We start from the raw sequence: 3,151 nt of genomic DNA, 5'->3' as shown, positions 1-3,151 counted from the left end.
AAACAGAACACCAAGTACTTTCGGAACTACCAGGTCAGACCGGACGCCTCACCTCCAATTGGACCAACTGGACCGGCTCATCCGACCCGTTGGCCGGATTTTGGCTGGATAAAACGATCGGCCGGGGGCGGCACTCGGCGCCATCGGGAGAGGCGCCATGCTCCCAAACAGCAAGCCCGGACGATCGATCTCGAAGCACCGTTTACTCACGCCGTCAGCCAATCACCTGGCCGGCGGCGACACCACGGGCGCGAGATACGTGCACGGCACAGGCCGCTGGCGCCGCAAAACCGGTCTCGAGTCGCGAAACAGCACGTAATGGACACGAAGAGCCATTTGATCGACACGCGCGACCCCGTTCGACGAACCAGCACACGATCAGCCTGCCGCGCGGCCAGATCTCGATGGCCTGGCCTGACCAAGCACGTCGATGCCATCGGCGGGGCGACGAACGATCCTGCTTCCACCACCGTCGCCGGGGTCTGCATACTCTTCCGTGAGCTCCCTTGGTCCTGATTTATCCACAACTCATCCTCCGGTTGTGGATAACCATGTTTATGGTCGTAGGGTCCAGACTGTCTTGTTTGGCGGCGACAACGCCCGGCGAGCGGTGGGTGTGCGCGATCGCGCGGGCACCGTCCGGCCGTCCCGGACCGCGCACCGACACATTCCCCTCGCGACGCGAGGGGCCATCGTGGGTCGACTCGCCCAGCGGTGTGAAACGTCCGGCTTTTCGCGAACGTCACCCGGGAGATGGCATCGAGTTTCCGCGCACCAGCGCGCACCAGACGATCGTCCAGGAGGCACCGTTCACTCACGATTTCAGCCAACCACCCGGCCGGTCGCGGGAGCACTACCGCGAGACGCGCGCATGGCACAGACCGCCGGTGCCCCGACTCCACTTCTCGATTCGCGTGACTGCATTGACGAAATGACGAACTGGACCGAAGACCGGCTTCGACACAGGACGCATCCGTGGTGTGTCGGCGGACCCTTCGCACTCCCCGAAGCCCGCCCCGTTCGGAGCCCTTCTCGGACGACTCGCAGGTCAATACAATTAGTCATCGACGCGGTGAAGCGCAAAGATCTGTCGCGGATGGGCTCGGTGCGGCTCGACGACGGTGGGATTAGGGAATCGATAATTGGGTATTCCTGCCGAACCATAGCCTTGCGGCGGGAAGAGCGGAGCGGAGCGATGCTGTACCGGGCACGGCTGCGCGAACGACGCGTGGTGTGGTGGATCGCCCCGACGCTTGCCATCCTGGCTACGACGATCGTGGGCGTGGGGCCCGTCAGCGCGGCTCCGCTGGTATCGCCGCGCACGCCGGTCGCGGCGCGAGTCGATCTCAACGTGTACTCCCCGGCGATGAATCGATTCGTCCCTATTCGCGTGCTGCGCCCCGCCGGCACACCTGTCCCCCGCCCCACGTTGTATCTGCTCGACGGTGTGGGCGGCGGCGAAACCGGGTCGGGGTGGATGGACCGGACGGACGCGGCGACGTTCTTCGCGGACAAGAACGTGAACGTTGTACTTCCCTTGGCCGGTCGGGCGAGCTACTACACCGATTGGGAGCACGACGACCCGATTCTGGGGCGCAACAAGTGGACGACGTTCCTGACGAGGGAATTGCCGCCGGTGATCAACGCGACGCTCGGCACGACCGGACGCAACGCGATCGCCGGCCTGTCGATGTCCGCATTGTCGGTGTTGAATCTCGCCATTCATGCACCGGGGCTCTATCAGGCGGTGAGTTCTTACAGCGGTTGCGCACGCACAGCCGACCCGGTGGCCCAGGCCTTCGTGACATCAATGGTCGTCAGCTACGGCGGCAATCCGTTCAACATGTGGGGTCCGCCGTCGGATCCGGAGTGGGCGGCCAACGATCCGACGTTGCATGCGGATCGCTTGCGCGGGACGCAGCTTTATGTGTCGGCGGGTACCGGTGCGCCCGGGCCGCACGAAGCGTTGGGCGACCGCGATATCGCGGGTAACCCGATCGCGTTCGCCGATCGTGTCGTCATCGGCGGCGGGTTCGAGACGGTGGTCAACGACTGCACGCACCGGCTCGCGGCCGCGTTGGGGGCAGCGGGCGTTCCCGCGCGTATCGATTTCCGGCCGACCGGAACACATGCGTGGGGGTATTGGCAGGACGCACTGCACGAATCCTGGCCGATGATGGCGGCCGCGATCGGGGCCTGATCGTTCCGATTCGTCCGTTTTGTGCCGAGGTTTGAACCATGTCTCAACGGTGTACTCCGCAACAGCATTGAGCCCCAGCGCCGGTGCCCTCGATCGTGCAGACACCTCGAACCATGCAACTACCGGATAGGACGGATCGAGATGACCGTTCACCTTGATGCCCGCGCCGAGCGTGAGCGGACTGCCCGTGAGTTCCGCCCGGGGCAACCCTTGCCCAACTTTTCCTATAGCGGCGACGAGGACGCACTGTGGTCGGATGTCTTTGCGACGCTGCGCGGCATGCACGAGCGACGCAGCTGCACGCAATACCGTTTGGCCGCACAACGCGTCGGATTGCCCGCCGGCCGGGTGCCGCAACTGAGCGAGGTCTCATTCCAACTTCGGAATTTGACCGGTTTCGAGCTTGCGCCCGTGATGGGATCCCTACCGGGCCGGCTCTTCTATCCCCCGCTTGCGCACGGCATCCTCAGATCGACCCCGGCTTTGCGGCCGGTTTCGGAGCAATTGTTTTCGCCCGACCCCGACGTCATTCATGAGCTGGTCGGGCACGCTGTGATGCTTGCCGATCCGGAGTTCGCGCAGATGTATCGCTGGTTCGGACGAGCCACCAAGCGCGCCGAATCGGACGAAGCGATGGCGGCGATCGCGCGGGTGTTCTGGTACACGATGGAGGTCGGCGCGGTCATCGACGACGGTCGGCCGCGCGCGTGTGGTGCCGCCATCCTGTCCTCGGTCAGCGAGATGGAGTCCTTCGTGGATGCGGAGTTGAGGCCTTTCCGCATCGAGGATGTCGTCGCCACCGATATCGACGACAGCGTCTGTCAGCCCGCCATTTTCGCGCCGATTCGGTCACCGCGATGATGGATGAGGTTTCGCGTTTCCTCGAGACAACTGCCGGTTCGTGACACGTCGGTCTCAATACCCGGAGTCGCTCATGCGCGTACAACTGAG

At 64.2% G+C, this 3,151-nt stretch carries 2 protein-coding genes; both read left to right on the top strand.

Going from position 1 to position 3,151, the window contains the following annotated elements:
- The first annotated feature begins 1,195 nt into the window (after positions 1-1,195).
- Complete coding sequence (locus A8G08_RS25600) at positions 1,196-2,200, top strand: alpha/beta hydrolase (RefSeq protein WP_068280692.1); 1,005 nt, start codon at positions 1,196-1,198, stop codon at positions 2,198-2,200.
- Between the two features lie 141 nt (positions 2,201-2,341).
- Positions 2,342-3,061, top strand: a complete 720-nt coding sequence (locus A8G08_RS25595) for an amino acid hydroxylase (protein WP_245673003.1) — start codon at positions 2,342-2,344, stop codon at positions 3,059-3,061.
- The last annotated feature ends 90 nt before the right edge of the window (positions 3,062-3,151 follow it).

This window comes from Aldersonia kunmingensis (assembly GCF_001646865.1).
Classification (GTDB): domain Bacteria; phylum Actinomycetota; class Actinomycetes; order Mycobacteriales; family Mycobacteriaceae; genus Aldersonia; species Aldersonia kunmingensis.
This window is presented reverse-complemented; position numbering and strand designations above follow the sequence as displayed.

Bases quoted from the DNA above. Each gene is read 5' to 3' on its own strand.
- A8G08_RS25600 (WP_068280692.1), top strand. From the start codon at position 1,196: ATGCTGTACCGGGCACGGCTGCGCGAACGACGCGTGGTGTGGTGGATC.
- A8G08_RS25595 (WP_245673003.1), top strand. From the start codon at position 2,342: ATGACCGTTCACCTTGATGCCCGCGCCGAGCGTGAGCGGACTGCCCGT.